This window comes from Candidatus Poribacteria bacterium, from assembly GCA_026702755.1.
Taxonomy (GTDB): domain Bacteria; phylum Poribacteria; class WGA-4E; order WGA-4E; family WGA-3G; genus WGA-3G.
The window spans coordinates 15,352-39,382 of record JAPPBX010000036.1 but is presented as its reverse complement, the minus strand read 5'-3'; the positions used below and the strand labels follow the sequence as shown (position 1 = coordinate 39,382).

General features: G+C 46.5%; 20 protein-coding genes. 4 read left to right on the top strand and 16 right to left on the bottom strand.

From position 1 onward, the window contains the following. Positions 1–100 precede the first annotated feature (100 nt). Genes OXH39_06960 through OXH39_06950 form a run of 3 tightly spaced genes read right to left on the bottom strand, consistent with a single transcriptional unit; the run spans position 101 to position 4,110 of the window. A complete protein-coding gene (locus OXH39_06960) occupies positions 101–1,708 on the bottom strand; it encodes a hypothetical protein (protein ID MCY3550183.1) in 1,608 nt (535 codons plus the stop codon). Further along, a complete protein-coding gene (locus OXH39_06955; protein ID MCY3550182.1) occupies positions 1,701–3,338 on the bottom strand; it encodes a hypothetical protein in 1,638 nt (545 codons plus the stop codon). The genes OXH39_06960 and OXH39_06955 overlap by 8 nt, the downstream gene beginning before the upstream one ends. Then, positions 3,331–4,110: an ABC transporter ATP-binding protein gene (locus OXH39_06950; protein ID MCY3550181.1), complete on the bottom strand. Its 780-nt coding sequence runs from the start codon at positions 4,108–4,110 to the stop codon at positions 3,331–3,333. Before OXH39_06950 ends, OXH39_06955 begins: the two co-directional genes overlap by 8 nt. Positions 4,111–4,740: 630 nt before the next feature. Between OXH39_06950 and OXH39_06945 the strand changes: the two genes are divergently transcribed. After that, positions 4,741–5,559 carry a phytanoyl-CoA dioxygenase family protein gene (locus OXH39_06945; protein MCY3550180.1) on the top strand — a complete coding sequence of 273 codons (819 nt, stop codon included), beginning with the start codon at positions 4,741–4,743 and terminating at the stop codon, positions 5,557–5,559. 20 nt (positions 5,560–5,579) lie between these two features. Here the strand turns inward: OXH39_06945 and OXH39_06940 are convergent, their stop codons facing one another. From OXH39_06940 to OXH39_06905, 8 genes are all read right to left on the bottom strand, one after another. Continuing rightward, positions 5,580–6,656, bottom strand: coding sequence for an amidohydrolase family protein (locus OXH39_06940; GenBank protein MCY3550179.1), 1,077 nt, complete (start codon positions 6,654–6,656; stop codon positions 5,580–5,582). An 84-nt stretch (positions 6,657–6,740) separates the two neighbouring features. Beyond that, positions 6,741–7,460, bottom strand: coding sequence for a restriction endonuclease (locus OXH39_06935; protein ID MCY3550178.1), 720 nt, complete (start codon positions 7,458–7,460; stop codon positions 6,741–6,743). Next, positions 7,450–8,565, bottom strand: coding sequence for a DNA adenine methylase (locus OXH39_06930; protein ID MCY3550177.1), 1,116 nt, complete (start codon positions 8,563–8,565; stop codon positions 7,450–7,452). The genes OXH39_06935 and OXH39_06930 overlap by 11 nt, the downstream gene beginning before the upstream one ends. A 350-nt stretch (positions 8,566–8,915) precedes the next feature. Then, positions 8,916–9,302, bottom strand: a complete 387-nt coding sequence (locus tag OXH39_06925) for a type II toxin-antitoxin system VapC family toxin (GenBank protein ID MCY3550176.1) — start codon at positions 9,300–9,302, stop codon at positions 8,916–8,918. Beyond that, positions 9,299–10,111, bottom strand: coding sequence for a hypothetical protein (locus OXH39_06920; GenBank protein MCY3550175.1), 813 nt, complete (start codon positions 10,109–10,111; stop codon positions 9,299–9,301). The genes OXH39_06925 and OXH39_06920 overlap by 4 nt, the downstream gene beginning before the upstream one ends. 155 nt (positions 10,112–10,266) lie before the next feature. Further along, entirely contained in the window at positions 10,267–11,634 is a 1,368-nt protein-coding gene (locus OXH39_06915) for a serine hydrolase (GenBank protein ID MCY3550174.1), read from the bottom strand. 363 nt (positions 11,635–11,997) lie between these two features. Then, complete coding sequence (locus OXH39_06910; GenBank protein ID MCY3550173.1) at positions 11,998–12,885, bottom strand: hypothetical protein; 888 nt, start codon at positions 12,883–12,885, stop codon at positions 11,998–12,000. A gap of 250 nt (positions 12,886–13,135) precedes the next feature. Beyond that, on the bottom strand, positions 13,136–16,033 hold the full coding sequence (locus OXH39_06905; protein ID MCY3550172.1) for a sigma-70 family RNA polymerase sigma factor: 2,898 nt from the start codon (positions 16,031–16,033) through the stop codon (positions 13,136–13,138). A gap of 260 nt (positions 16,034–16,293) precedes the next feature. Here OXH39_06905 and OXH39_06900 point away from each other — a divergent pair, with 260 nt between their 5' ends. Next, a complete protein-coding gene (locus OXH39_06900; GenBank protein ID MCY3550171.1) occupies positions 16,294–16,554 on the top strand; it encodes a hypothetical protein in 261 nt (86 codons plus the stop codon). A gap of 3 nt (positions 16,555–16,557) precedes the next feature. Here OXH39_06900 and OXH39_06895 read toward each other — a convergent pair whose 3' ends face one another. The 4 genes from OXH39_06895 to OXH39_06880 are packed head-to-tail and all read right to left on the bottom strand — an operon-like array spanning position 16,558 to position 21,385. Then, positions 16,558–17,643: an amidohydrolase family protein gene (locus OXH39_06895; protein ID MCY3550170.1), complete on the bottom strand. Its 1,086-nt coding sequence runs from the start codon at positions 17,641–17,643 to the stop codon at positions 16,558–16,560. Positions 17,644–17,689: 46 nt separating this feature from the next. Beyond that, positions 17,690–18,661 (bottom strand): pyridoxal-phosphate dependent enzyme, encoded by a 972-nt coding sequence (locus OXH39_06890; GenBank protein MCY3550169.1) that lies wholly within the window; start codon positions 18,659–18,661, stop codon positions 17,690–17,692. After that, positions 18,662–20,215: a GMC family oxidoreductase gene (locus tag OXH39_06885; GenBank protein ID MCY3550168.1), complete on the bottom strand. Its 1,554-nt coding sequence runs from the start codon at positions 20,213–20,215 to the stop codon at positions 18,662–18,664. It abuts the gene before it with no gap. A gap of 27 nt (positions 20,216–20,242) precedes the next feature. Then, a complete protein-coding gene (locus tag OXH39_06880) occupies positions 20,243–21,385 on the bottom strand; it encodes a tetratricopeptide repeat protein (protein MCY3550167.1) in 1,143 nt (380 codons plus the stop codon). A 240-nt stretch (positions 21,386–21,625) separates the two neighbouring features. Here OXH39_06880 and OXH39_06875 point away from each other — a divergent pair, with 240 nt between their 5' ends. Further along, positions 21,626–22,474 (top strand): phytanoyl-CoA dioxygenase family protein, encoded by an 849-nt coding sequence (locus OXH39_06875; GenBank protein MCY3550166.1) that lies wholly within the window; start codon positions 21,626–21,628, stop codon positions 22,472–22,474. A 17-nt stretch (positions 22,475–22,491) separates the two neighbouring features. Further along, entirely contained in the window at positions 22,492–23,529 is a 1,038-nt protein-coding gene (locus OXH39_06870) for a Gfo/Idh/MocA family oxidoreductase (protein ID MCY3550165.1), read from the top strand. Between the two features lie 96 nt (positions 23,530–23,625). Here the strand turns inward: OXH39_06870 and queF are convergent, their stop codons facing one another. After that, positions 23,626–24,021 carry a preQ(1) synthase gene (gene queF / locus OXH39_06865; GenBank protein MCY3550164.1) on the bottom strand — a complete coding sequence of 132 codons (396 nt, stop codon included), beginning with the start codon at positions 24,019–24,021 and terminating at the stop codon, positions 23,626–23,628. Positions 24,022–24,031 lie beyond the last annotated feature (10 nt).

The following is a 24,031-nucleotide window of genomic DNA, read 5'->3' as shown; positions in this document are numbered from 1 at the left end:
TTGTTCTAATCTTTTTTAAGTTTGATAAGCTCTCTATTAAATTATACTAATTTTTGTTAAGTTATGTCAACCTAATTTTTTGTGTTTTTTCCTATTCCGATCACTTTTTGCTGAAAAGGTAGAGGAAGCCAATAAACCCACCTATAACGATAACACAATAGACCGCAATATAAACCCAGATGTTCAGCCAGAACGCCAAAAATTGGATGCCTATTAAGATGCCACAAGCAAGGAGACCGAAAACAAACGAAAGCCAATCAAAATCTCTGGATTTTTGGACGACTTCTAAGGAGAGCGGTGTACCAGAGTGCGGTTTTGGAAAGAGCACAGCGTAATAGAGGAGAACAATTAGTCCGGGTAAGATATAAAACAGTGCCATAGCTCCCCAAAGAACGCTGGCAACACAAAACATAAGGAGTGTATACGGCGTAACAATGTAGAGGAAACTCGTCAGCAGCACGCCGCGCCATAATTGACTTGGGACCTCAAGCGGCGCGAGCGATAGCATCCAGGATGCTTTCCAGTGTTCTGAATGCCTTGCCCGTGTTAGAAGAGCACTGACGAAGGATATACCCAAAAGAGAAAAACAGGTGGTGAATGTCGGGTTCATTCCAGTCGTGGGGGAATAGTCAAACCACTGCATAGAAAATCTGTCCTGAACAAAGAGGACCACAAGCATGACCAAACCTCCAAGCGCAGAGATAAGTCCATTCAGAATATACTTGTCGCGTCGCATGTAGGCAGCACAGAGACAAAAGCCTGCGTAGGTGGTGCGGGATCGGCAGAATCGCGCGAGGAGCGAAGGTTTCACTCGAAGTTTGGCTTTGTGCCTATTTCCAGATTCTAACAGATGGGTGAGATACCTTGAATAACCCTTTGCAATACTCCGAAGCGGGATCACGATTAAAAGAAGCACAGAAACGACCGCAAGCCCAGTTAAAATCAGATCTCTCATCATCTCAGGTCGCCCTGGACCGCCTAACGCAAGCGAGACGGCACCGGCAAACCAACCATTAGGAAGGACGTATAGCCATTTCAGAGCCGATTTATATGTTGTGGGATCTCTCGGCAATAAGTAAATTAATGACGGAAAGAGAGCGGGTAACGCAAACTGGGCGTACTGCGCAATATTTCGGAGCCCCTTTTTGGTGTATAGTTTTGTCAAATACCCAGCAAATGCTGTCATCACGCCGATTGCGAAAAAGCCTGATATAAAGGCGACGGGCAGGTAAACGAAAGGGAAAAGAAATTGGAGTTGAGAGGTCTCGCCAACACGAATCCAGATGCCACAGATGGCGGGTAATAGATTCAAACTGACTAACAACATCGCAGTATAAGTGAGTACTTGTGTTAGTTTCACCAGAAAATAGGTCCGCGATGAAACCGGCGTATGTGCAACAACAGGATAGTTTATAGGATTGAGAAGGATATCAAAATACGGGAGCGTCCAGAGTCCTACCATAAACATAGACAGGGTTATGTTTAAGAGTGCAAAAGTGAACGTAGATATCTCCGTGGAAAGAAAAAATGGTATCGTAGCGACGAGGGCACTCATGATAAAACAGAATCCACATGTCATGCCGAGCGATAGGTTGCCAAATTTTAGTGTTCCTTGTGTTGCTCGCTTCTCCACCAATTTCTCAGCGTTTAAAAGATACCTATACTGGATCGGGGAACCACCAAGTATTTCGACGATCTTTTCAAGCATCTACGGTTTCCTCCACTCGTTTATTTTTTCGTAGCAAATAGACAAAACCGATAAAACCACCCACAACCGTGACGCAATAAAACCCGTAATACACCCATATATTCATCCAAAATGTCAATAGTTGGATACCCACGAAAAAGCCAACAATATGTATACTGGCTATCATAGGGAGCAAACCGTCACCAGCCACTTGTTGTTGAATGAACTCTTCGGCGAGAGGCAAGCCAGATTCCGGTTTTGGGAAAAGAATGACATAGTAGAGTAAAATGGTTAACCCCGGCAAGATGTGAAATATGCCTAAAATCCCCCAAAAAATGGTCGCAATGCAAAGCATAAGGAGCGTACACGGCGCGACAATGTAGAGAAGGGTAGTCGCTTGCACGCCTCGCCACAAGTCCTTTGGTACCGAGACCGGCGCGAGCGTTAACATCCACGACGCTTTCCAGTGTTCTGAATATCTGACAGGTGCAATGAAACCGGTAATAGCACTCATGCCGACAAAGTAGAACATACCAGAGAAAGCAGGGCTAAGCCCAATGGCATTGGAGTTATGGGGCCATGTCATATAAGACGAACTGTCCCGAGCAAATAAAACGACCAACATGATGACGGTTCCAAGCGAAGCAAAAAATTGCCGCAAAATATGCTTATCGCGGCACATGTACGCACGGCCGAGACAAAACCCCGCACGGATCGTCCGATTTCGGAACATTCTCGCAAACAGCGACGTTTTCACCCGCAGTTTAGATTTTTGCCTGCTGCCTGATTCCAGTAGGTAAGAGAGATATTCTGAATAACTCTTTGCGATGCTCCGAAGCGGAACCAATACCAAAAAGAGGGTTGAAGCAACAGCCAGTCCTGCTAAAATCAAAAAATGTCGTTCTACTTGTCCGAGTACGAGTGAGACCGTCCCAGCGAACCAGCCGTTCGGAAGCGCGTAAAACCATTTCAGAGCAGACGTTAATTTATCCTTTGGAAGACTTGGTAATAAATGAGGAAGCGTAACCAATATCGCTGGAAAGAGGACAGGAAATATAAACTGTGCGTATTGCGCGATACTGCGAAGTGCCTGTCTGGTGTATAGTTTTGTCAAATATCCTGCGAAGACTGTCATCACGCCGGTTGTGAAAAGACCCGACATAAAGACGATCGGTAAATAAACGAGAGGAAAAAGGAATTGAAACGGAGAAGATTCCTCTCCGCGAATCCAAATACCGCCGATAGCAGGCATCAGGTTTAGGGAGGCTAATATCCAGATAGTGTAGGTAGCAACCTGTGTTAGTTTCACAAGGAAGTAGGTCCGAGAGGACACGGGTGTATGTGCTATAACGGGATAGTTTATAGGACTCAGAAGGATATCGAAATAAGGGATGGTCCAGAGTCCTATCATCATCATAGACATCGTTATACCGATAAGCGCGTAGGTGAATGTGTCCATCGGAAGAAGGAACGGCATAGACGTAAATAAGGCACTGATTGCAAAACAGAGAAGGCACGTCACAATAAGTTGTAGGTTGGGAGAGTCGCCTTTTTGTTCAAGAGCCCGTTTCTCCACTATCTTTTCTGTTTCTAAGAGGTATCTGTACTGCGTTGGAGAGGCACCGAACATTATGGCTATCTTCTCAAACATCTGAAGTGTCCCCCGTCACAATCCGAATCGCTTCCTCAGTTTTTTCGTCAATCCCTGTTGTTTCCGTCAGTTGCGCGAAAATCTCATTGAGTGCTATCTGGTTGGTCTTCTGTCGTAGTTCCTCCACCCGTGCATCGGCGATGAGTTTCCCGGCGTTAATAATCATAATTCGCGGGCAGAGCGTTTCGGCAACTTCAAGAATATGCGTGCAGTAGAGAATTGTTTTTCCCAACTCGGCTAAACGTTGTAGCAGTGTTTTCATGAGCGTTACCGTTCCCACATCCAGATTGGTGAACGGTTCATCTAAAAACAGCACATCTGGATTGTGCATTAAGGCAGACATAATGAGGCACTTCTGACGCATGCCTTGTGAGAAACTGCTTATTCTCTGGCTTGCCTGCGATTCCATGTCGAACAGTTTCGCGAGTTCCTTTATCTTCTGCGCGATGAGACCTTCCTCTAACTCATAGAGTCTGCCCATTAACTGAAGATGTTCTACCAAGGTAAGGTGTTCATAGAGTTGTGCCTCTTCTGGCACGTATCCGATGTGTCGTTTTAGTTCAAGCAGCTCGGTTTCGGCGTTGTATCCTGCCACAGAGATTTCGCCGGATGTCGGTTGCAACAAACCCACGAGCATTTTAAGCGTTGTGCTTTTCCCCGCGCCGTTGGGACCGAGATAACCGACGATTTCACCTTGTTGCACGCTAAAGCTAATGTCGTCAACTGCCGTATTTTGTCCATATTTTTTCGTGATATGTGAAACCTGAATCATGTTTTTTCTTGTCCTCGTAGTTTAGCACTGTTTAATATGTAAACATTTCAGTAGAAAATGAGAAATCTCGCTCCGCTTGCCGCTGGCGATGATTGTATCCTCGCCTTCCCGTAATCGCCAAATAATGCTGCCCTTTACCATAAGTTTGTTTGATGCACAATGTTTAAACCTTTTGATATTTTTTGCGAGTTTCTACGTAAACCTAACTCATAGAAAAAACATCTCATCAGTTTCCAATAACTGCAGCCCCGTAGGGGCGGTATCTGTATAGAAACCGTTCTTCCCATAGCCAAAGCCCCGTAGGGGCGGCATCTGTATAGAATATCACATGAAAACCTGTGAAAAATTGTCCAAGGTTTAGTGTAAACAGAACACTCCTCTATAATAATTAGAGACGTGATTTTGGGACCGAAAGGGTGCATAATTTCAAATATAAGAGGGAACTCCATCCGACGAATATTAGTTATCAGCGTGTAGCAAATATAACAAACTTCCAATCCAAATGCTCTTTTCTGCTGACCGCTGACTGCTGATTGCTGACCACCGTTGGTAGACATCCATTTCAATTTATGTTAACATATTTAGACATTCATAATCATCCCGATTTCTTAAATCAAAAGGAGCATACGCATGGAATTCGTCCAGTTGACAGACGAACAGCGTGAGGAATTTGAGGAGAACGGATACTTCATCATGCGCTCGGTGCTTGACAGCGCCATGATAGATCGCCTGCTTGAGGCGGGGGATCGCCTGATGGCATCGTTAAATCTCAATGGCGGACATTATGGACACAGGCGAGACGGATTGGTACAAGAACCTGCCTTCGCGGAACTTGTCTCGCAAACAAAGGCAATACCGTTGGTCATTCAACTCCTTGGCACCAATATCCATATTACCAATACTGCGCTCCTCTACAAACATCCGCAGCCACACGAACTTCCAGAGCACCGAGGGTGGCATCGAGATGCCGGTCTGCATTTGGATCTCGGACACAAGGCTTGCCCGCGCGTTGGTTTGAAGGTCGCTTACTGCCTAACGGACTGCGATGTACCGAATTCTGGTGCAACGCTGTTTGTTCCCAAGAGCCACACGTCGGGAGAACCCTTGGGGATTCCCGAAGGTGAAATTGATCCGATTGAACCCTACGATGAGCCGCTACTCCGCGCGGGGGACGCTTACTTCTTTGAAAGCCGTATCTACCACACCACTGGACTCAACTTTACGGATAAAACCGCCAAAATTGTCATTTACGGCTACCATTACGCGTGGCTCAAGCCAGAAGGGTACCTGCTATATTACAATGACAGGCAGCAGCCCGACGAGAATGTGTTAGAACTCGTTGATGATTTGGGTAAACAGTTTCTTGGTGGTGGTGGCGGTGCAGCAGCGCAATGGGCAGCAGAACATAATCTGACATTAGAACAAGCACCACACGTCGTGACAATCTAATTGGTTGCTACTTTCTTTTTTTACAACCGATAGAAGGCACGCGCATTTTCCGCCATGATCTTGCGTTTAAGGGTTGGTGAGAGGTTTTTCGGGAGTGCCTGATCTGGAGAATCGAAATCCCAATGCGGATAGTCGGTTGCGAACATCAACTTATCATCTAAGTTGAGCTGCGCCAGCAGCTGATCAAAGTATTCTTGTTTAGGCGGTTCTTCGATCGGCTGCGTGGTAATCCAGAGATGCTCTCGGATGTACTCGGAAGGGAGCCGTTTCAACTCAGGTACCTCATCGTGCAGCTTCCTCCACGCACGATCGAGTCGCCACATCAGCGGTGGTAGCCAAGCGAACCCCCCCTCAATGAGAACAACCTTAAGCGTCGGGAATTGTTCAAACACCCCTTCACAGACGAGACTGGTGACCTGTGTCTGAAACGCCTGTGTCATACCGGCGTGGTCCTCGATATAGTGTGAAGGTCTACCAACGGCGGTGATAGGTCCGACACCGACACCGGTGAAATGGATGCCAATCGGGAGATCATGCTGCACCGCTGCCTCATACATCTTCCAGTATTTACGTCTACCCAAAGGTTCCATCGTGCGTGCGAGCAGCAGTATTTGCACAAAACCCGGATGCCCTGCCAGTCGCTTGATCTCCATTGTTGTGAACTCTGCGTCATCGCATGCAACGATCATAGAGGCACGGAGTCTCGGTTCTTTTTCAAGCCATTCTTCGATTTGCCAATCGTTTACAGCGCGTGCCCAGGCTGCGGCGTAGGCGAGGTTGGGCATCTCGCAGACCGGTGTCAAGCAGTTAAGGACACCGAATTCGATGTTGAACGCGTCCAGAAGCTGCTCTCGTAGGAAATCGAGATCGGAACCGGGACGATGTCCGGAGGGTGTCCATGCATCATATCTGGCACCGAAGGGATGGGCGCGAGGTATATATGCCCCAACGCGATCGGTTGTACCGACCATACCGTGATGCTTGCGCCAGCGTTCGGAGAGATAGGGGTACAACACTGTCTCAGAAGCGAGAGTATTATGCACATCACAGTCGATAACTGAGGGTTTCTGTTGTTCAAGTGTTTCTGTTTTCTTCATTTTTGTGTTCATCTTACAGTCAGGTGTCCTGCCTCATTATGAGCAGCTTGATCATATATTCTATGCTTCACCAGAGTTGATTATTCAATCAGAAGAATTAGTGAAATAATCTTCGCGGTACTTAGAGAAGTAATATAACACAGCACGTTCCGCAATATCTTTCATAATGTCAAACATTTCACCAGCTGTCCACTCCTCGGCACGGAAATAGAAACTACCGCGGTTGAATCGTCCATCTTCCTCGTTGTGGAGATAACTCTTGTTAAGTTTGCCAAACATTGCCATGGTTGATACCTTATCCAAAGTCGAGGATGTTTCCTCAAAGTCGCAACCATATCCGAAACAAACAAAAGGAAAAATACTTTCAGACAGTAACGCGGTCCGAAATCCTATTAAGTTCTTTCCAAGACGTTCAATAGCATTTCCTTTTGCTTGCTTGGGTTTTCCTTCTTTTTCACGTAAATCATTTGTTCCCTGATTTTTAACCTCCGAAATTAGAATTGGATAGGTTGATATGCTGTCCTTGACACTTTTTATTCCAAGAATACCTCCATCCGGTTTCATATGGGTCTTTTCGGAGTGGCAATGTAAATCGATGTCAGGGAAATATGTCCTCAGTTCATTAATAAGGTCCTTCAGATACCATTGTCTTTCATAAGTTAAGGTAATCCTTTTGGCAAATTTGTCTTCCAAATAGTAAACAACTTCACGAAGTGCCTTGAGAAGTTCAATCTCTTGTTTTTTTGATTTTTTATTGATTATAGTGTTTGTACGTAGTTTCTGTAGTTGATCTTTATTTGCCATTGAATTTCCTCTCTATAAGAAATAGTTGTTCAGTTACGTGAATGTTTCGGTTTCTTAGATTCCTCGATCCACGGAATGTGTTGTACTGAATCTCAAATTCATCAACAATACCTATTTTTTGAAGCATCGTACGCATTTCGTCTGGAGAAATAAACCCTTCATTATTAAACGAAATAAGGAGAAAACGCGTGTCAAGTGTATGCAGTAGATCATTAAATAGTTCTTTAGATTTTGTTTGAACATTATAGCCTGAACGTTTCCAGTTTTCTGGAATACCTGATACTCGACTTATATTAATAGGTTCTTTATAATGCACAAGTAAGTTTAGCATAAAGTAATTTGAACCATAAGGATGTTGATTGTAAGGCGGATCAATATAAGTCAAATCAAGTTCCTTTATCTGACTAGCTATCTTATTTGTGTCGTCATGATACACTTCGTAGTCACATTCAAATTGACTTAGAACAGGTGGTTCTAATTCAATTTGCCCTTTAATACGGCTTAATGCGTTAGAATTAGTGCCGCCGTATTGCCCAATTCCAGTCATCTTGTTCTTGTAGAAGCCCTTAAATACTCCCGAAGTGTTTGAGTGGACAGATGCTTTGCTAAGAAGAGGTCCTAGTAGTGAATCACGAAAGCTTGTGGGATAGCCCTCAATCATTCTACGATAATTATCTAATCGGCGGGCATTATCGCGTGTGTAGAAAACTCGGTCGTTTTGTGTAATCCGTGATTCGTCCTCAGGGGCATAAAGTTTCTCAATAAATCCTTTAGAAGTGGGTTCGTCCACACGATTGTTGAGTTCCTCAACAATTCTGGCAATTGTAGCCAAATCAACTGAACTGTGATTTTGGAGATAACATCGTGAAATTGACGCAGCATAGTCCTCAAAATCGTTACTTGCAAGATACGAGGTATGGGCTTTCATAAAACGAGAGACTATACCGGAGCCGCTGAATGCGTCAAATACACGAAGGTGTGATTTGCCTATTCGTTTTTTTACTTGTGTAACTGCTTTGCCTATGTGGGCCAATAGCGAACGCTTATTGCCTATATATGTAATAAGTTGATTTGAAAGGTAGTCAATATTTTCTATTCCAATCATGGATAGTACTTCCTCAGGGATGCCCAGAATACATTAGTTTCTTTACGATGTCCATGTTCAGGAGTAACAACTTGAGTGTTGTATGTGGGGCGAGTCAAGATGTTGATCAGTCTCAAGACGATACCTTGTGAAACTGCTGCTTCGCCTATAAATACTCCTTTGTCTAAACCTTCGCGTATGTCGTCAATATGTTCCTTAAGTGTCATCGTTTAACAAGTCATTCCTTTCAAAAAATTGGATTTCGGCGTGGATTTACCGAGAGCTTTCCCACGGGCTAATAAGTTTAACTTCCCCATTATATAAATTTTGTTCAGATGTCAACAAAAATGCTGAGACGATATGCATTAGGTTCACCATTCTCTGTTTATCCCATAAGCATCAAAGATCACATCTGCCCCAATTACTCGAAGCCCCTCAACGAGTGCTTGAGCGATTATCAATCGGTCAAACGGATCTCGGTGGTGAAAAGGTAAAGTGGTAAGCTTGATGAGGTTCCCCACTGTGATGTCCAATATTTCAATGCGATTGAAATGGAGTTGTTCTGGAAACAACTTCTCAAACGGTTTGTTTAAAGCGAGTTTCCCTAAACTCACTTTAATGGCTATCTCCCAAAGGCTGGCGATGCTGAGAAACTTTCTGTTGCTTGGGTTGTCGATTAAGCCTCGTGCTTTATCACTAAGTTTTTTGTCACCTGTAAGAAACCAAATCAGGGTATGCGTATCGAGCAGATATTTCATTCCATATACTCTTTGAAATCTGGAAGTTCATCGTCAAAACCTTCACCGACGTGAATGAGTCCTTTGGCACTCCCAAAGCCAACCTTTAACCAAGGTTCACAGAAAATACTTTTCCATTCGTATTGATAGGTTGGCATCAAGGTATCTATTGATTCAGCATGAAACAGAAAATGGTACTTCACATACGTCTGATCTAACAATTTGATGCAGTCATCTAACGCCTCGAAGGTGGGAACAACTGTCGGCTTACGCTTATCCCAATGTGCAATCCGTTTATCAGCAAACGCTTCATGTTTTTTGGCAGCGGATTCAAGCCTTTTCCGATCGTCTTCTACCATTTGTGGACAAACATGCGTGCCACTGGCCTCTGCGTATGGCGCAAAGTCATCCACCTTTATAATTTCCTGCAGTTGAGAAGCGTCAACAATTCCCACTGCTTCAAGACTCGCCTTGCCCACTACTTGATCCAAGTCGGGTCCATTAAAATGAGGATGGCGGGAATTGAAGTAGCTGCGGGAGAGTTCTTCAGGATTTTTGGCAATCTCGTCAAGCAATCTTACAAAAGATATGCTATCCTTCTGTAATTTCATTTGCCGACGGAGCCCAACTAACGCATGAGAGAGATAAGTTCTCGCAAGATAGCTATAGAAAGCATTGGGCTTTTGGATACGTGGATTTTCACGGATTATGTCTTGGACTTCCCAGAACATGTTTGCATCCGCAACGAGTGCCAGAATCTCGTTGTGAATCGTTTCCATCCATCTGAGCCACTTTTCCAGTTTTTGACTTTTCTCAAATTTCTGATTCATTTTAGTTATCTCCCAAGAACATGTTAGGATTCGGTACTGGATTGATGGGGCAACCGTCCCGATAAGTTAAGTATACCATGAATTTTATGAACTGTCAACCTTAGAATTCGCGTAATCCTTGATTTGCGGCGGACTTGCTCAAATGCGACGTGCATTCAGGCAAAACGTGTCTTTTTCTCAAAATACAGGTTTTTGACTCTGCCTCCGGTCAGTTTAAACCCTGTAACGCGTCCAGCATCGTCTCGTGTAAAGCGCACCTCTGGAAAAAACCAGGAATCCCCATGGAAATGACCGTCGGTGTAGGTTAGCAATATATCATCGTGCCGTATGTGTTGTGCCACGAGTCCATCCTCACGCGCACGAATGGTATAGGTTGTATCGAGTTCTTCAGTATGGTAGTCACCTTCAAATTCCGTCAACTGTTCCAGTGCCAGTGGTTCAGATTTGGTGTCTTCAGCCGGCTCTACTTCTTTTTCTGACTCGGATGCTTCTAAAGGAGCGAGGACATCAGTGAGATAGATATTAGCGACTTTTTCTGCCAAACGGAGTGGATTAAAGGTATCCAGATTACATAAGATGACAACGCCAAATTTCTGATCGGGAAAGCGCATCAAATGGCTCCGAAATCCCCGCCACGACCCGCTGTGTCCGACCGTTTTCAATCCTCTATAGTCACCGATGTTCAATCCGAAGGCGTAACTAATCTGTTCCCCGTTGTTAAGCACGCCACGCTGGTGCATCTGTTCAATCACTGTTTGTTCGCCAATCTGTATGTTATCAAAGTTCAGAATCCACTTCGCCAGGTCTTCCACCGTTGAAAAGAGGGAGCTTGAACCGAGAGCAGTTGTATTATTGACAGCATGTTTAAACCCACCATTTTCGACCGCTTGATACGAATACGCTCGGTTCTTCAGTATCATTTGGTGGTCATCGTGAAAGTGAGAGTTCGTCATTGCGAGCGGCTTGAAGATGTTGGCATCCGTCCATTCCCGAAATGAATCCCCTGTTACCGTTTCGACAATTTCTGCGAGCAGATTGTAGCCCGTATTGCTGTATGAATATGCTGCCCCCGGCTCGAAATTGAGTGCTTTCTGCTGACGGACCATTTTTAAGATGTGTTTGAACGAAATTACATCCTCCATTGTGACTCCCGCGATAACAAGAGATTGCACCCAATCCCGTAATCCGCTGGTGTGATGCAAAAGATGTCGGAGTGTGATTGTGTGTCCAAAATCCGGAACATCAGGCAGGTACGTTCGGATGTTGTCATCTAACGAAAGTTTTCCGTCGTGCGCTAAAGTGGCAATAGCAAACGCCGCGAATTGCTTGGACACCGAAGCGATATCGAAGATGGTCGTTGTTGTAATGGGGATGTCATATTCAAGGTTCGCCATCCCGTAGCCGCGTTTATAGATGATTTCACCCTCTCTGGTAACCGCCAGAGCAGCACCTGGGGAATCCGACCTGTTCCATTCCGCAAACAGTTGATCGACTTTTGCCTCAAGTGTCTCATGAGTTGTCATAGCTATTCCTCTTGGTAAACGGTTTTGAGGTTATTTTCGCAGCATTTCGTATGGATTCAGCCAGTCGTTGAGTTTAATCATAGATACAATCTATGATACCACATACTTTGCTGAAAGTTGAGATTTTTTTCACTTTTCTTTGTTGCGCTGAGACAAAAATATAGGTGCGGTTTTCACCGCACCTATCAGTCTTCTAAAGTAAGAGAATTGCTACCTGACAAATCAAGCATTGGAGGACTTTCATGTATAGAATATCAGGTAGCCATTGCAGTGGGACGGCTTGAACGCCCAACCTCATAGGAATGAATCACGCGAGATACCAATTTCTCTACACCGCGTTAGGTAAATTGGTAATATATCCTTCTACTGCTTAAGTCGCCCCCATGTCGTCGCGAGTTTTCCTTGTGCTTCGACGGCGAGCGGGTTTCCGGTCTTTGCACCGCCTATACCCATCAGATGATACGCGTTGCCCGATGCATCTGAAAATTGCTGGGTGCCACCGGGTTCATCAAAATGCCATAAGGCAACCGTCTTTGCGTCATCCTTGAATTTTCCTCGTGGCACAACACCCTTTTTGTTAACATCATAACGGGCATCCTTTGAGATACGAACCTCATCAATATATCCACTAAAGGAACCCCAAAACCATCTGTTCCTCCAAGGCACCTCAATTTTTTTTCCAAATCCTCCGATCGTAAAGTTCTTTGGACGCCAAGCGAACTCGTTTCCGATAGGTGTCCCGAGTTCCCATGTCCTCACAAGATCATTGACGATCGTTGTCGTCTGATTTCCTTTCGCCTGAAAAGCGATGTGGTGCCATTGGTTCAGCGAGAGTGGAATCGGGAAAAATGGTGTCGTGGCATGCGCGCCGCGTCCTGAAAGATGGGCATCCATTATCAAGACCACGTCCGCCTCAGGGAGACCGTTCATGTTATGTAATCCCTGAAGTATGTTATTTAGTGCCTGAAATTCATCGTTTAGAACACGCATACGCATCTGTTGACTGAGTATCGTTGCTGCTGTCTTCTCGTCGGGCGGCGTAGTTGGATATATCCATGCTTCAATGGTGAATTCGTCCGCGCCTTCGGGTAAAAGCATACCAAAGGTTTCAAAATCCAAAACGGCGTAGTCATCGACCCCGTCAAGGACTAAATAGTTCCCGCCCGCGGGTGATGGGGGCGGGAACGCTTTCGCACTCAGCGGAATCAAAACAAGTAAAAAGAGGCATGTAAGGATTTGTCGGTGTCTCATTTTATATCTCCTTTTTTCTCTAAAAAGTAAAACCTGTGAGTTTCGTTGTAAATCTCAATTTCTAATCTGTACAAGCAAATAATAACTTCAATTAGGATTAGAAAATACGCCCATAGAAACCGTGGCGTATTCTATTTGCGTTTAATATCGCCCCAAGTTGTTGCTAATTTTCCAATGGGATCAATAGCAAGGGCACCAGCGATTTCCTCGCTGTTTAGTCTATAGGTCGTATCACTCCCATAGTTTTTATTTACCGTTCTTCAGCAAGGGAGCTGTGAAGTATCCCCTGTCCTTCGACGACACCATAGAGTCTATCGTTAGTAATAGCAGGAGAAACCATCCCATCTGGCACCTCTGTAGAAACTTGCTTCCATTGACTACGAATATCCAAGCGATAGACCCCCATATCGCTGATACCATAAATTCTGATACCATCCGTAGCGAAGCTATTTATGATGGGATGCTCTCCTGCGTTATCGGTTAGCACAAGCCACTGTTCCCCAGTTTGGGAAACCATAACGCCATTATCTGTTGCGACGTAAAGGGTTGATTTTACAAAGACCATATCTTTGAAACGAGTGAAGTGGAGTGGCAGATTTGATGTAATGTTTTTCCAGCTACTACCTTCATCAAGTGACTGAAACAACTTACCTTCCCGTTTACCTACGTAGACAGTTTTTCCTAAAACCGCTAATTTGAATCCCTCTCCGAATTTTTCATCATACCGATGACTATCATCCACGAATCCAGTGCTGGTCCATTCTGAATCACCCAATTTCCATTTGAAGAGTTCTCCTATGTATTCTACATAAAACACATCACGGCTCGCCGCAGCAGTCTCAATTCTCAGACGATCTATACGAGCATCCTCTTGATCTTTTGACTTATAAAATTTTTCAGAGCCAAGTTTATAACGGTCAAAAACAGGGATACCTTGAACTGGAATTAGCATATCGCCATCAGAAGATAAACGGAAAATACCCACATCGTCTCCTGGAGCTGAAAGAGAATAAAGAATATCACCAACAGGTATCAGTTTTGACGCAGCACTTATCCTGGTAGTAGGAATGGTGAGTACCGCTTCCTGCCCATGATTCCAAAGTTTTTTCCAGGACACGCCCCCATCTGTGGATTGATAAACTTCATAGCCGGTATGAGCGTATAATCTATTGTTAAACGCGACGAAATCTCTTATAGCGGTTCCCATCACCCCATTCATAAATATATGCCATGATGCTCCCCCATCCGTCGTGCGGTGAATGCCCCAGAAATTAGCTTTGTAATACGTTCTCTCGTTGACCATCACGGCTGGAAGGCGACTCCTGCCCAAAAAATTCTGATCGTCTTCAAGTCCTGTCCACGTTTGTCCACCATCCGTTGAACGCGATTGGGCGTAGCTCAATGCCAAGAGCGTTTTACCCATTGCTAAAACCGTTATACCTGCGGGTGAAGTTTCGCGAAGATGTTTGCTTCTAAGCCTTATTTCAGTCCACGACGCTCCTAAGTCAGTCGAACGGAATATCTCGGTAAAATGTAAATCTCCGTATAGCCCCTGCCTCTCCGCTCGCGTTAATTTCACCAACAGTTCATGCCCTATTCCAGCATAAAGCTCAGTTCCAGATACTGCCAAGGAACAGACGGCTCCGGATGTATCCAACGGCAATTTTTTCCAGATACCTGAATCGAAACGATAGAGACCCTTCTCTGTTCCCGCAAACACTGTTTTGCCAACAGCAGCCATTGCGGAAATTTTTTCGGAAACCGTCAATCCGTCATTAACAGGACTCCATTGCACACCACCATCTGTGGACCAGAAAATCCCTCTATCTCTAAGGGCGAGATACATCGTAATAGGTGCTTGTTGACTGGATACTCGTTCAGCATCTGTGATGACGAGTTCAACGGCATCTCCCTTGGGTCGGGGGCCCAGCGTCCTCCACGTCTCACCTCTGTTCTCTGAAGCAAATATCTCATTCGCAGCAACAATATAAAGCGTTTCTTTATGCGCTGCCATCGGCATAAGTGCCTCGCCAATTGGGACACTCGCGTCGACGCGTGTCCATGTGGTCGCATCTGCCGTTAATCTGTATATCCCTGTTTGTATAACGGCATAGACGGTCCCATCAGATGCGGCGAAGATATTGCGTACAGGACCCGCTGGCGGTCCGTTTCCCTGCTGCCATTGCGCAGTAGAAATCTGAGTGAAATTTTCTGGTGCAGTTGATGTTGAGGTTACATTAGAAGCTTGGGTGCCGGCACGGCTGGTTTCGCCGGCGGTGGTAACCCTTCCGACTTGATTTCGCACAGCGGGTTTCGCTGCTATGTCAAGGATAATAGGTGTATCGACAATTTCAATCGTCGGTTCGGATTGTGCTTCAAAACTATACGGCTTCTGGAAACGGGTGAGGTATCGGTTGCTTGCGCCGAGGAGTAAAGCGATCAAAACTGCAGCCGTCCCTAAAGCCATCCATGGAAGGAACGGTTTAGAAGCCGAAGACGGTGTGGGTGCTATATCAGCGACTTGTCGCATGATGTTCTGGCTTAAACTTGCTGGTATTCGTACACCGCCGAGAACTTCTTGGATTAACACTTCCTGCTGTTCTTGTAAACGCTTTCGCGCTCGCTGAAGTCGGCTTGTGATTGTGTGCACGGACACGCCTAAGAATTTGCTAATCTCCTTGGTCGTCATTTTACCGAGGTAATAAAGCGTCACGACGGTGCGTTCGCTCTCCGGAAGTTTTGCGAGCAGTTTTTTGACGAGTTCATGGCGATGCTCCGTGTCCTCTGTTTCTCGCTGTTCTGCTACGTGATGTGTATAAGAGGCTCTCTCGATTTCTTCCATGGGTGTGTCCTCCAGCGATTGCATAACAGGTTTAGGTTTGTTCTTTTCGAGCCATTTAAGGCAGAGTCGATTGGCAATAACATACATCCATCCTGAGAGTTGATTCGGATTCCTTAACTGCCGGAGGTTTTTGTATACTTGGAGGAAGGTGTCTTGGGTAATCTCTTCAGCAATGTGAAAGTCACCAATCTTCCGCCACGCAAGTGCATGAATACTATTTTGATATTTTTCAACTAAGGCTCCAAATGCTGTATCGTCGCCTGACAAAATTCTATCAATGAGTTGAATATCGTCTTCTCTTTCCATCAGGATACTCCCATGACTAATGAATAGATTGAATAGACCGCGTCTTCCAATACCGAGACACTTACATATTGTGTTAGCCTCTTATAATTAAAGATACGTTTTTGAGGTGGAAAACGTGCATAATATAAAAAAATAATTAAATAGACCGCGTCTTCCAATACCGAGACACTCACATATTGTATTAGCCTCTTATAATTAAAGATACGTTTTTGAGGTGGAAAACGTGCATAATATAAAAAAATAGGTGAGATAGGGGCGACATGTGTAGAGGACTACGCAAGGAATTGGAAACGAAACGTTTTCGACAGGTGGATCGGATGTCGAAAAGTTTTCTGGTGGGGCTTGAGCAGACGCTGGTCTTGAGTTTGAAAGATGTTGATGTTATGAATGCGATGAAAGCGGCAACAGCATGTTTTTTCCGTGAAGCTCGACATTTTGATAAGGTGTTGGATCTCAAGCTCACAGAGCGTTTCGAGATAAAAATGAGTCCGTATCTTGAGTTGTTTCAGGCGAATTCGTGAGGATTAGAAGCGATAAAATTCCCTCGCGTTTTCGGATAAAATCTTGCGTGCCAATGACTGGGGTAACTGTGCCGGGAAAGCCTCTTCAGGAGTATCAAAGTGCCAGTGCGGATAGTCGCTTGAGAACATCAACATGTCCTCGGAATCAAGTTGACCGACAATCTGAAGCAGTTCCGCAGCGGTTGGCGGTGCGTCAATCGGTTGGAGCGTCATCCGTATATGTTGACGGATATATGCTGATGGTGGTTGTTTAACCCAAGGTGTCAAACTTCGCAAACCGCGCCACTCTTTATCGAACCGCCACATAAGCGACGGCATCCACGTAACACCGGTCTCTATAAGTGCAACGCGTAGATCGGGAAACTGCTCAAAGACTCCTTCAGAGACGAGGCTTAGCACCTGTGCCTGAAACACCTGTGACATGCCGACATATTCCTCTAAATAGGTTGAGGGCCACCCTACGGAGGTTGGCGGCAGTCCGGGGGCACCCCCGTAATGGATCCCGATGACGAGTTGGTGACGCACCGCCGCTGCATAGATCGGATGATAGCGTCTATTGCCGTAAGGTGCTTGTGATCGTGCAGGTAGCATTACCTGTACAAACCCCGAATGTCCGCCTAAACGGTCAATCTCCCGTGCCGCGAGTTCGGGATTCTGGCTTGGCACAATCAGTGAACCACGAAGGCGGGGTTCTGGGTCGAGCCAGTGTTCAATCTGCCAATCGTTGACTGCCGAAGCGAGTGCTGCGGCGAGGTCTTCGTTGTGGACGCTCTGTACCCGGTATCCGCAGGTGAGGATACCGTATTCGGCTTCCCAGAAGTCGAGCGCGTGTTTCTGTAAGAGTGCTAAATCCGAGGCAGGACGGTCTTCTGATGGATCCGCAATTTCCGGGCGTGATGAAGTCGGGACACCGTCTGGATAGTCGTTCGCATCCGGTCCGGGAAAGCCGGATTCCTCGCAATAATCACACCAGTAATCCGGTAGGTACGGATAAAGCATCCGATGTGAGGGGAGCCGATTGTGGAGATCGCAGTCAATTATAGGCATGTCCGAGCGAACGAAACTTGGCTTGGAATTTTCGACTGTCATATATTTTCCTTTTACGTTTATCGTCCGATTGTAGCAGATTTCATTTCTAAACTTTTGAAGTTGTCCCGTATGTATTCCAAAACAAGACATGTTCACCTTCACACTCCTCCGCTGTTATGTAGTGAACCAGCCCTGCCAATGTTTTACCTGTGTACGTATTCTCAAGTGTGATACCTTCATGTTCAGCCATCATCGCGACTGCACGCATACCCGCTTCCGTCGGGATGGCATACCCATCTCCAAAATCGTCGTGCCAGAGTTCTACGCGACGTGGATTAATCTCGTTAGCGTCCACCGCGCCGATGAGACGCAAAATCCGCCGCACCATCCGAGAGATTGACCACGAGTTTGCGACTATCCAGTCAGCAACACGCACACCGACGACCTGAGTTTGTAACCCAGCAAGTCGTACACCGACGATCAAACCTGCTATAGTCCCACAGGTGCCTACTGGAACGAAGATAAATCGTGGCTCTGGAAGGATACCCTCCTCAATCTGTGTCTTGAGTTCTGAGACCGCTTTCACATAACCGACGGAACCGAGCGGCGAAGAGCCACCCGCTGCAATAAAGTAACGTTCCTCTCCAACGCCAAGGATCGTCTTCATCTGTTCATATCCATAGCGGGCAAACATAATATGCATGTGCTTGACCTCGTGGACCTGTGCGGCGTGTTCACAAATTACGCGGTAGTTTGTCTCGGAATACTCAGTAGGATGCTGTTTGAAGAGTAAGCATTCTACATCGAATCCCGATGCCTTACCATAAACCGCTGTCGCTCGGACGTGGTTGGATCCTGTCGGACCGATTGTAAAGAGCCTTTTTTTGAAGTTCGCTTGCGATGCCGCTGCGAACATATACTCCAGTTTTCGGATCTTATTGCCGCCGCCCAACGGACCGCTGAGATCGTCCCGTTTTATCCAGAGCGACTCGAAGCCGAGCGTACGTTCAAGGTTTGAGAGACGCTCAACCGGTGTCGGGAAGTTTCCGAGTGGGAAGTGCGGGATTGATTCAATCATTTATATACTGCCGCTCTCGGTTATCTGCTTGGCAACGTGCGTAGCAAGTGCTGCAATGGTTAACGTCGGTGGCACCCCAATAGAGGACGGGAAGAGGCTTGCATCGGCAACAAATAAGCCTTCCACGTTATGGGATTCCCCTGAGAGTTTGACGACGTTTTTCCGCGGATTCTCACCCATTCGGAGGGTGCCTTGCGGATGACTGGAGGCTAACATAATGTCGTTCGGCATGATACCGCGTCGGCGGATAATCTCAAAGTCAGCCTCCGTTTTAATAGGGAGATGTTGTGTGTAAGGCATCAAAATCTCTGTCGCACCTGCAGCGGAAAGCAGACGGGCGGCATTGATTGCCCCTTCAACCAACACCTGTTTATCTAAACGCCGGAGCCGGTATGCGATGTTTGGCGTGCCCTTGTAATTTACCGATACGCGTCCAGTTGTTCTGTCGTGCAAGAGGACGAGAAGCGCAGCAATGTGACGATAACGTTCCATCAATGCTCGATGATCTTCACCGAATCCCGGCAGGCTTGCCGCAACTATCATCTGTGAACCGAAGGCGGGCATGAGCAGATAGCCGCTGTCTGGGGCGCGCCTTAAGTCGAGAAACTGCTCAATATAGTAGCTCTGTGGAATACCAACGTGTCCGTCAATGATCTCATTAAAAACCCCACCGACAAAAACAGCTGGATGCAGATGGAGATTTTTCCCAACCCACTGATTCGGATTTGGAAGTCGGCTTTTTAGCCAGAGTTGTGGCGAGTTGATCGCACCGGCGGCGAGGACGACGATTTTGCTTTGAATGTCTAATTTGCCCGACGGCAAACTTGCAGAAACACCCGTCACTCTACCTCTTTTCAGATGGATTTTCTCAGCAGTGCAGTCGCTGTAAAGTTTCGCGTTGGCAGAAAGTGCCAAGGGGATGTATGTGACTGCCATGCTCTGTTTGCCTATTCTCATTGATTCCTCCTCCGTTGATTTGGAGGCTGGACATCCAAAGAGACATTGGGCACCACATGTAGAGCAAGCACCGCGATTGTGTCTTTGCAATCCACCGCGCCACTGCATCGCTTCACATCCGTCGCGGATAATCGCATTTAATTGATTCACGTCTGCTTCTTGCATCTGTGTAACACCGAGTGTCTGCTCCACCTGATTGAAATGAGACCAAATCTCTGGAACCTGCCACCTGTATAACAGGGCTTGGGGTGGACGAACCGCATAACAGAGATTGTGCACTGTTGAACCGCCAACGCCTTTACCCTGTGAAATGATGATCGCACCGTCACGTGTGCAGCGGAGACCATTATCCCAGAAAAGGCGACGCAGCATTTCCGGTTCGTAACTATTGAAAGTACTTGGATCGTGATTCTCCCCCGCCTCTAAAATAATGACTGACAGTCCCGCTTCGGCAAGTTCCTTCGCCACGACCGCACCACCCGCACCGGAACCGATAACGCATACGTCTGTTTGCTCTTTCTGCTGTAATTTCTGTTTTCTTGGTTGAGAAGAATCGGTATTGGTGGAATTTGTAAGCCGAGATTGCGATGTATTCATAGTTTTAAACGTTTGATCGGCTGAAGTTTACTTTGTCAGGGATTGATAACGTTGATAGGCCTGTTCTGCTTTTTCTTGTTTGCCAATTTGCCGATAGGCATTTGCCAAGTTGCGGTAAATTTGTGGGTTGGTCGTGTTAAAATGTATGGCCGTTTCAAACTGGACAATCGCTTGCCGCGGTTTTTTCAGCATCATATAAGCAATACCGAGGCTGTTCCGATATATCGCGCTCTCTGGATATGCCTCAACGAGATGTCCATATACCTCAAGTGCTTCGGGGTAAGCCTCTGTTTGCAAATAGATATAACCGAGGAGTTCGGATGCTGTCTCATCCTGCGGAGTGATTGCAAGGCACGCCTTGAGTTCTGCCGAGGCGAGTTCCCACGCTGTCCGCTTGATGTGCAGTTCCGCGAGTTGATAACGCGGTTGGAGGTGTCGCGGGTTGTCAAGTATCAAACGTTGCAGTGTGCTCTGTTGTTCCTCTTCACGGGTAAGCGTCTCGAATGTCCGAAGGGCGGCGCGCCCCTCAGCAATTTTCCCGGTCCGGAGATAACAATTCCCAAGATTGAAATGCGCCTTCGCGTGCCGTTTTTGGCGTTTAATGACTGCCTCAAAATGTGGGATTGCTTCTGTAAAGTCTTCTGTTTGGAAGTAAGCGAACCCAAGCAGGTAACGGGCTTCACTATCCTCTATTGCTTGTTTGAGCTGATGGATTGCATCTCCGATTCGGTTTTGACGAAGGTATGCATCACCTAAAAGCCTTCGGGCGCGTAGGAGATCGGGTTGCAAGTGGAGTGCGCGTTGCAACGGTTCAACGGCATCTTTCGCGTTCGCGATACCGATAAGATACGCCTCGCCGAGGCGTACGTGCGCATCGGCAAAATCGGGAGTGAGTTTAATCGCAGTCTGAAGTGCGTCAATCGCGGGTTTCCATTGCGATTGTTTACCGTGGAGCACACCGAGTTGATAGTGTGCCTTGGCAAGAGACGTGTCTAATTCTACTGCTCTCTGAAACGCTACAAAAGCATTGCGGTCATCTTTCTGCGCAAGTGCTTGCATACCTGTTTGATATGCGCGTGCTGCCGCAGTAGATGTGTCTTGTTTTGCTGATGTCAGACACGCTGTTGATAGAAAGATTAGTAGAAAAAAACAAAGAAGATTCGTTTTCATGATTCTGTTTCTGAGTGGACATCATTTTAGATTTATGATAGCATACTTCCACGTATCTATCAACCCTCTATTAGGACGCAGCTTGCAAGTCCATCATGAAAAAGTTTTCTTAAGGACAATCTAAAGACAACGCAGCCCGCAACGTAGTGGAGGGATTTTGCTTGGGTATTTCTTCAGATATACGTGAAGGCAGGTCAAACATGAAACTCACCTCACCGAACCGCAAGGAAAATTAGAAAAATGAAATTTATTCAGTTGACAGATACACAACGTCGAGAGTTTGATGAGAACGGTTATCTCATCGTGCGCTCGGCAATTGATAGCGAGATGATTGATCGCTTGACAGAAGCGGGTGATCGACTCATGGAGTCGTTTGAATACCACGGCTACTATGCCCATCGACGCGACGGGTTGGTGCAAGAGCCTGCCTTCGCTGACCTCGCGACCCAATCAAGGGCAGTGCCATTAATTCTCCAACTCCTTGGGACGAATATTCATATTACGAATACCGCGCTCATCCACAAACATCCACAGGCACCTGAGAAGCCAGACAACCGCAATTGGCATCGAGATGTCGGTGTGCATTTAGATGTTGGGCACGACGGATGCCCGCGTGTCGGATTAAAGGTTGGGTACTGCTTAACAGATTTCAGCGTGCCAGACTCAGGCGCGACGTGGTTTATCCGAAAGAGCCATAAGTGGGATAAACCGTTGGGCATCCCTGAAGGTGAAATCGATCCACTTGCGTATGACGAACCGCTTCTTCGAGCAGGCGATGCATTCCTGTTTGAAAGCCGAATCTATCATGCCGCGGGACTAAATTTCAGGGAGAACATCTCTAAGGTTGTCATCTACGGATACCATTATCGCTGGATTAAGCCCGATCATTATCTCCGGTATTACAACGATAGTCTTCAGCCGGATGACGGGTTGGTCGAAAATCTGGACGACCTCGGCAGACAGTTTCTCGGTGCCTCCGTAGATACGCAGGGCAGACGCGATCCGAACGGTGTTCATTGGGCGGGGACAGAGTGGGCAACGGCGCACAATCTGAACTTAGAACAAGCACCGCAAGTTGTGACCGTTTAGGTGAAGAAGGAGTTAAAATGGCTAAAGTAAAAGAAGTTAAGGTAGGTATCGTTGGGTGTGGTGGAATTGCTGGCGGTAAACATCTTCCCGGTCATCAGGGAGTCAAGGGTGTTTCGATTGTCGCCGCGTGTGATATTGACGAAGCACGCGCAAAAGCGTTCGCCAAACAGCACGACATTCCGCACGTTTTCAGTGATTATGAGGAATTGGCTGCGATGGATGAACTGGATGCGGTGAGCGTCTGTACACCGAACAACTTCCACGCTGGACCCACTATTGCAGCATTGAACGCGGGAAAACATGTTATCTGTGAAAAGCCGATTGCTGCCAATGCTATTGACGGGCAAGCGATGGTGGATGCCCAGAAAGCGAGTGGCAAGGTCCTACAAATCGGTTTACAATCTCGGTTTCGTGCTGAGGCACGGACATTGCGGAAACTCTATGATGAAGGGTTTTTCGGCGACATCTATTATGCCCGTGCAATGGCGATGCGCCGGCGTGGGGTGCCTGCTTCGCCATCTTTTCTCAGTAAAGCCATCGCCGGTGGCGGACCGCTGATTGATATCGGTGTCCATATTCTTGATGTATTGCTCTGGATGATCGGTTGTCCGAAACCGATTGAGGCGTTCGGAATGACCGCAACGAAGTTTGGTCATAAAAAGGATGTCATCAACCCGTGGGGGAAATGGAATCCTGAAGAATTTGAGGTGGAAGATTTCGCGATGGGCACTATCCGCTTTGAGGGTGGCTTGACGGTGACCTTGGAGACGGCTTGGGCATCGCATATTGAGAACATCGGTGGGACGTTCTTCATGGGAGATTTAGCCGGTGCGACTTATGAACCGCTCCAGATTTATCTTGATAAGAAGGATGAGATGGTGAATTACACGCCGAAACTTCTTACCGGATTACTGAGTGAATTTGAATCGTTCCACAAGGCTGTTCGGGAGGGTTTGCCGTCTCCTGTGCCTGCTGAAGAGGTGCTGAATGTAGCGAAAATCTTCGATGCGCTCTATGAATCTGCGCGGATAGGTCGTTCCGTTCCGATTTTTTAATAGTTGTCAGTCTTCGGTCTTCGCTTTTCGGACAAGAGGTACTTGTGGAATTTATACAAAACGCAACTGCCACAAGATTTAACTGAAAACTGATAACTATTCCCTCTGATAGTTTGCCCGCACGACTGTTTTGATGCCACCGCGGATGTTGAAATCGCCAACAACTTCTGCCTTCCGCGGTTGGCAGACTGCCACAAAGTCCTCTAATATCTTATTCACGACGTGCTCGTGAAAGATACCGACATCTCGATAGAAGAGGAAATACTCCTTCAACGATTTCAGTTCGACACAGTGTTGATCTGGCACGTAGGTGATACAGAGGGTCGCGAAATCCGGGAGTCCCGTTTTAGGACATACAGCGGTGAACTCAAGATTGGTGATTTCGATTGTATAATCTCGGTGGCTATACTGATTTTCCCATGTCTCAATTGGAGGGGTTTTCAGTTGACGGATATGGGTCTGTAAATCGTCATAGCCAGTCTGATGATTCATTGAGGGTCTA

Coding starts and splice junctions, on each gene's coding strand:
- OXH39_06935 (MCY3550178.1), bottom strand. CDS start 7,460: ATGGCAAATAAAGATCAACTACAGAAACTACGTACAAACACTATAATC.
- OXH39_06940 (MCY3550179.1), bottom strand. CDS start 6,656: ATGAAGAAAACAGAAACACTTGAACAACAGAAACCCTCAGTTATCGAC.
- OXH39_06920 (MCY3550175.1), bottom strand. CDS start 10,111: ATGAATCAGAAATTTGAGAAAAGTCAAAAACTGGAAAAGTGGCTCAGA.
- OXH39_06950 (MCY3550181.1), bottom strand. CDS start 4,110: ATGATTCAGGTTTCACATATCACGAAAAAATATGGACAAAATACGGCA.
- OXH39_06890 (MCY3550169.1), bottom strand. CDS start 18,661: ATGATTGAATCAATCCCGCACTTCCCACTCGGAAACTTCCCGACACCG.
- OXH39_06915 (MCY3550174.1), bottom strand. CDS start 11,634: ATGACAACTCATGAGACACTTGAGGCAAAAGTCGATCAACTGTTTGCG.
- OXH39_06880 (MCY3550167.1), bottom strand. CDS start 21,385: ATGAAAACGAATCTTCTTTGTTTTTTTCTACTAATCTTTCTATCAACA.
- OXH39_06870 (MCY3550165.1), top strand. CDS start 22,492: ATGGCTAAAGTAAAAGAAGTTAAGGTAGGTATCGTTGGGTGTGGTGGA.
- OXH39_06930 (MCY3550177.1), bottom strand. CDS start 8,565: ATGATTGGAATAGAAAATATTGACTACCTTTCAAATCAACTTATTACA.
- OXH39_06925 (MCY3550176.1), bottom strand. CDS start 9,302: ATGAAATATCTGCTCGATACGCATACCCTGATTTGGTTTCTTACAGGT.
- OXH39_06875 (MCY3550166.1), top strand. CDS start 21,626: ATGAAATTTATTCAGTTGACAGATACACAACGTCGAGAGTTTGATGAG.
- OXH39_06945 (MCY3550180.1), top strand. CDS start 4,741: ATGGAATTCGTCCAGTTGACAGACGAACAGCGTGAGGAATTTGAGGAG.
- OXH39_06955 (MCY3550182.1), bottom strand. CDS start 3,338: ATGTTTGAGAAGATAGCCATAATGTTCGGTGCCTCTCCAACGCAGTAC.
- OXH39_06895 (MCY3550170.1), bottom strand. CDS start 17,643: ATGACAGTCGAAAATTCCAAGCCAAGTTTCGTTCGCTCGGACATGCCT.
- OXH39_06905 (MCY3550172.1), bottom strand. CDS start 16,033: ATGGAAAGAGAAGACGATATTCAACTCATTGATAGAATTTTGTCAGGC.
- OXH39_06960 (MCY3550183.1), bottom strand. CDS start 1,708: ATGCTTGAAAAGATCGTCGAAATACTTGGTGGTTCCCCGATCCAGTAT.
- OXH39_06910 (MCY3550173.1), bottom strand. CDS start 12,885: ATGAGACACCGACAAATCCTTACATGCCTCTTTTTACTTGTTTTGATT.
- OXH39_06900 (MCY3550171.1), top strand. CDS start 16,294: ATGTGTAGAGGACTACGCAAGGAATTGGAAACGAAACGTTTTCGACAG.
- OXH39_06885 (MCY3550168.1), bottom strand. CDS start 20,215: ATGAATACATCGCAATCTCGGCTTACAAATTCCACCAATACCGATTCT.
- queF (MCY3550164.1), bottom strand. CDS start 24,021: ATGAATCATCAGACTGGCTATGACGATTTACAGACCCATATCCGTCAA.